This is a genomic window from Streptomyces sp. SM1 (genome assembly GCF_002910825.1).
In the GTDB taxonomy this organism is placed as follows: domain Bacteria; phylum Actinomycetota; class Actinomycetes; order Streptomycetales; family Streptomycetaceae; genus Streptomyces; species Streptomyces okerensis.
Genome location: NZ_NEUB01000968.1, coordinates 1 through 4,593, shown reverse-complemented (window position 1 = coordinate 4,593; position 4,593 = coordinate 1). Strand labels below are relative to the sequence as shown.

4 protein-coding genes are annotated in these 4,593 nt (G+C 71.2%); all 4 read left to right on the top strand.

All coding sequences use genetic code 11. The annotated features are described in order from the left end of the window. Positions 1-1,095: flavodoxin-dependent (E)-4-hydroxy-3-methylbut-2-enyl-diphosphate synthase (gene ispG, locus B9S61_RS34075; RefSeq protein ID WP_103545640.1), on the top strand; the 1,095-nt coding region annotated here is incomplete at its 5' end. A gap of 162 nt (positions 1,096-1,257) precedes the next feature. Next, positions 1,258-2,106 carry a GNAT family N-acetyltransferase gene (locus tag B9S61_RS34070; RefSeq protein WP_103545639.1) on the top strand — a complete coding sequence of 283 codons (849 nt, stop codon included), beginning with the start codon at positions 1,258-1,260 and terminating at the stop codon, positions 2,104-2,106. Positions 2,107-2,133: 27 nt separating this feature from the next. Next, positions 2,134-2,700 (top strand): GNAT family N-acetyltransferase, encoded by a 567-nt coding sequence (locus B9S61_RS34065; protein ID WP_103545638.1) that lies wholly within the window; start codon positions 2,134-2,136, stop codon positions 2,698-2,700. Between the two features lie 144 nt (positions 2,701-2,844). Continuing rightward, a complete protein-coding gene (locus tag B9S61_RS34060) occupies positions 2,845-4,545 on the top strand; it encodes a proline--tRNA ligase (RefSeq protein ID WP_103545637.1) in 1,701 nt (566 codons plus the stop codon). The last annotated feature ends 48 nt before the right edge of the window (positions 4,546-4,593 follow it).

Below are 4,593 nucleotides of genomic sequence, written 5' to 3'. Positions count from 1 at the left end.
CGGTGGATCCAGGTCGGGTCCGTGGCGGTGGGCGGGGACGCCCCCGTGTCCGTGCAGTCGATGACGACGACGCGTACGTCCGATGTCGGGGCGACGCTTCAGCAGATCGCGGAGCTGACCGCTTCCGGCTGCCAGATCGTGCGGGTGGCCTGTCCCACGCAGGACGACGCGGACGCGCTGGCGACCATCGCCCGCAAGTCGCAGATCCCGGTGATCGCGGACATCCATTTCCAGCCGAAGTACGTGTTCGCGGCGATCGAGGCCGGGTGTGCGGCGGTGCGGGTGAATCCGGGGAACATCAAGCAGTTCGACGACAAGGTCAAGGAGATCGCCCGGGCGGCCAGGGACCACGGCACCCCGATCCGTATCGGTGTGAACGCCGGTTCGCTGGACCGGCGTCTGCTGCAGAAGTACGGCAGGGCGACTCCCGAGGCGCTGGCCGAGTCGGCCCTGTGGGAGGCGTCCCTCTTCGAGGAGCACGACTTCCGGGACATCAAGATCTCCGTCAAGCACAACGACCCGGTCGTGATGGTCGAGGCCTACCGTCAGCTGGCCGCCCAGTGCGACTACCCGCTGCACCTCGGCGTCACGGAGGCAGGCCCGGCCTTCCAGGGCACGATCAAGTCGGCGGTCGCCTTCGGGGCGCTGCTGTCGCAGGGCATCGGGGACACCATCCGGGTCTCGCTGTCGGCTCCGCCGGTGGAGGAGATCAAGGTGGGGATCCAGATCCTGCAGTCGCTGGGGCTCAGGGAGCGGCGGCTGGAGATCGTCTCGTGTCCGTCCTGCGGCCGCGCCCAGGTCGATGTGTACAAGCTGGCGGAAGAGGTCACGGCGGGGCTGGAGGGTATGGAGGTTCCGTTGCGGGTGGCTGTCATGGGCTGTGTCGTCAACGGGCCGGGTGAGGCCCGGGAGGCCGATCTGGGTGTGGCCTCCGGCAACGGCAAGGGGCAGATCTTCGTGAAGGGTGAGGTCATCAAGACCGTTCCCGAGTCGAAGATCGTCGAGACGCTGATCGAGGAGGCGATGAAGATCGCCGAACAGATGGAGAAGGACGGCGTCACCTCGGGCGAACCGCAGGTCGCGGTCGCCGGCTGACGGAGCGTCCCGGACGCCGGACGGCACGCCCCGGCCTGTTTGCGGGCGTCCCCGCGGGGAATCCGGGGACGAGGCCCGGCCAGGGACCGGGGCGGCGATGCCCGGCTTCCGCAGGTACAGTGCGGAAATCAGGTAGACCCCTTTGTGTGAGGCCCCCGCACCTTGTTGACGCAGACCACTTCACGGGTCCTCGAACCGAGCGACCTGGATGCCGCCCTCGCCGTACTCGACCGCGAGCCGGTCGCCAACGCCTTCGTGACGGCCCGGGTCCAGATCGCCGGCCTGGACCCGTGGCGGCTCGGCGGCGAGATGTGGGGCTGGTACGAGGGCGGCTGCCTGACGTCCCTGTGCTACGCCGGCGCCAACCTCGTACCCGTCTGCGCCACACCCCGGGCCGTCCGCGCCTTCGCCGACCGCGCCCGCCGGGCCGGCCGCCGCTGTTCCTCCATCGTCGGCCCGGCCGGCCCCACCGCCGCACTGTGGCGGCTGCTCGAACCACAGTGGGGCCCGGCCCGCGAGGTCCGCTCCCACCAGCCCCTCATGGTCACCGGCCGGGTGCCCGACGACATCGCCCCCGACCCCGGCGTGCGCCGCGTCCGCAGGGACGAACTGGAGACGATCATGCCGGCGTGCGTGGCGATGTTCACCGAGGAGGTCGGCATCTCACCGCTGGCCGGCGACGGCGGACTGCTCTACCAGGCCCGGGTCGCCGAACTCGTCGGCGCGGGCCGCTCCTTCGCCCGCTTCGACGCCGACGGCAAGGTCGTCTTCAAGGCCGAGATCGGCGCCGCGACCGACCGCGCCTGCCAGATCCAGGGCGTCTGGGTGGCCCCCGAGCACCGGGGCAGGGGCGTCGCCGCCCCCGGCATGGCGGCCGTCCTGCGCCACGCCCTCGCCGACACGGCTCCCGTGGCCAGTCTCTACGTCAACGACTTCAACACCCCCGCCCGCAGGACGTACGAGAGGGTCGGCTTCCAGGAGGTCGGCGCCTTCATGAGCGTGCTGTTCTGACCGGCGCCCCCCTGTAGTCTCCCCGACATGCTGCGCTTTCCCGGTCACGGCCGCTCCGAGCCCGACGACATCGTGATCGGCCCCCTCGACCTGCCCGCCCGCGTCGACGAGGCGCTGTCCGTGCAGGCGCTTGCGTTCGGGCTCGGCCCCGACGAGGTGGCCGTCCGCCGGCAGATCGTGCTGCGCCACATGACCTTCCCCGGCGCCAGGGCCTTCGGCGCCACCGTAGGGGGACACCTCGTCGGCTTCGTCTACGGCATGCCCAACGACCGCACCCACTGGTGGTCCACCGTCGTCGAGCCGTACCTGCGCGCCCGCGGCCACGGCGACTGGCTCGACGACTCCTTCGTCATCACCGAACTGCACGTGCACCCCCGGCACCAGCAGCGCGGCATCGGCCGCGCCCTGATCACCACGATCACCGAGGGGGCCGAACAGCCCCGCTCGATCCTCTCCGCGATCGACATCGAGAGCCCCGCCCGCCACCTGTACCGCTCCCTCGGCTACCAGGATCTCGCCCGGCAGGTCCACTTCCCCAGCGCGGCCAGGCCGTACGCCGTCATGGGCGCCCCGCTGCCGCTGCCGCGCGGATAGCGGCCGGCGGAGAGCGCGAGGATGCGGAAGGCGGACCATCGATTTCCGCCGCCGCGCCCCGCCCGGCTAACCTCCTGTCATCACCCTCCCCCATTCTCGGCCGCGCTCGAGCGGGGGACCCCCAGCAGCAGGAGTACGAGAGCCATGGCGAACGCACCGGTCCAGCGCATGTCCCAGTTGATGGCGAAGACGCTGCGCGAGGACCCGGCGGACGCCGAGGTGCTCAGCCACAAGCTGCTGGTCCGCGCGGGCTATGTGCGCCGTACCGCCGCCGGCGTCTGGACGTGGCTTCCCCTCGGCAAGAAGGTCCTCTCCAACGTCGAGCGCGTCGTCCGCGAGGAGATGGACGCCATCGGCGCCCAGGAGGTCCTGCTCCCCGCCCTGCTGCCGCGCGAGCCCTACGACGCCACCGGCCGCTGGGACGAGTACGGTCCCGAGCTGTTCCGTCTCCAGGACCGCAAGGGCGGCGACTACCTCCTCGGCCCCACCCACGAGGAGATCTTCACGCTGATGGTGAAGGACCAGGCGTCCTCGTACAAGGACCTGCCGGTGATCCTCTACCAGATCCAGTCCAAGTTCCGCGACGAGGCCCGCCCCCGCGCCGGCATCCTGCGCGGCCGCGAGTTCCTGATGAAGGACTCGTACTCCTTCGACCTGGAGGACGAGGGCCTCGCCCGGTCGTACGCCCTGCACCGCGCGGCCTACCAGCGGATCTTCGAGCGTCTCGGACTCGACTACCGCATCTGCGCGGCCACCGCGGGCGCCATGGGCGGCTCCAAGTCCGAGGAGTTCCTGGCCCCGGCCGAGGCCGGCGAGGACACCTTCGCCGACTGCCCGAACTGCGACTTCGCCGCCAACACGGAGGCCATCGCGTACGAGCTGAAGCCGGTCGACGCCACCGGTGTCCCGGCCGCCGAGGACATCCCCACCCCCGAGACCCCGACCATCGAGACCCTCGCCGCCTCGCTCGGCGTGCCGGCCTCGGCGACGCTGAAGAACCTGCTGGTCAAGGTCGACGGCGAGATCGTCGCCGTGGGCGTGCCCGGCGACCGCGAGGTCGACATGGGCAAGGTCGAGGCGCACTTCGCCCCGGCAGCGGTCGAGATGGTCACCGAGGCCGACTTCGTCGCCCGCCCCGACCTGGTGCGCGGCTACGTCGGCCCGCAGGGCCTGGACAAGGTGACCTACATCGCCGACCCGCGTGTCGCACCCGGCACCGCCTGGATCACCGGGGCCAACAAGGCCGACACGCACGCGAAGAACGTGGTCGCCGGACGCGACTTCGAGGTCGACGCGTACGTGGACGTCGTCGTCGTCCAGGAGGGCGACCCCTGCCCCACGTGCGGCACGGGACTGCGGCTGGACCGCGCCATCGAGATCGGCCACATCTTCCAGCTGGGCCGCAAGTACGCCGACGCCCTCAAGCTCGACGTCCTCGGCCGGAACGGCAAGCCGGTCCGCGTCACCATGGGCTCCTACGGCGTAGGCGTCTCCCGCGCGGTGGCCGCCCTCGCCGAGCAGACCGCCGACGACAAGGGCCTGTGCTGGCCCGCGGAGGTCGCCCCGGCCGACGTGCACGTGGTGGCCGCGGGCAAGGCGCTCCAGACGGAGCTCGCCCTCGACGTCTCCGCGAAGCTGTCCGCCGCCGGCGTCCGTGTCCTGGTCGACGACCGCGCGGGTGTCTCCCCGGGCGTGAAGTTCACCGACTCGGAGCTGATCGGCGTCCCGCAGATCCTGGTCGCGGGCCGCCGCGCCGCCGAGGGCATCGTCGAACTCAAGGACCGCCGCACGGGCGAACGCGAGGAACTGACCGTGGAAGAGGCAGTAACCCGCCTGACCCCCTGACCCCCTCGCCACGAAGGACATCGAGCGCCTGGAGAGCACTCTCGCGTC

What these genes read in the sequence shown, in the direction of transcription:
- B9S61_RS34065 (WP_103545638.1), top strand. Translation starts at nt 2,134, where the DNA reads ATGCTGCGCTTTCCCGGTCACGGCCGCTCCGAGCCCGACGACATCGTG.
- B9S61_RS34060 (WP_103545637.1), top strand. Translation starts at nt 2,845, where the DNA reads ATGGCGAACGCACCGGTCCAGCGCATGTCCCAGTTGATGGCGAAGACG.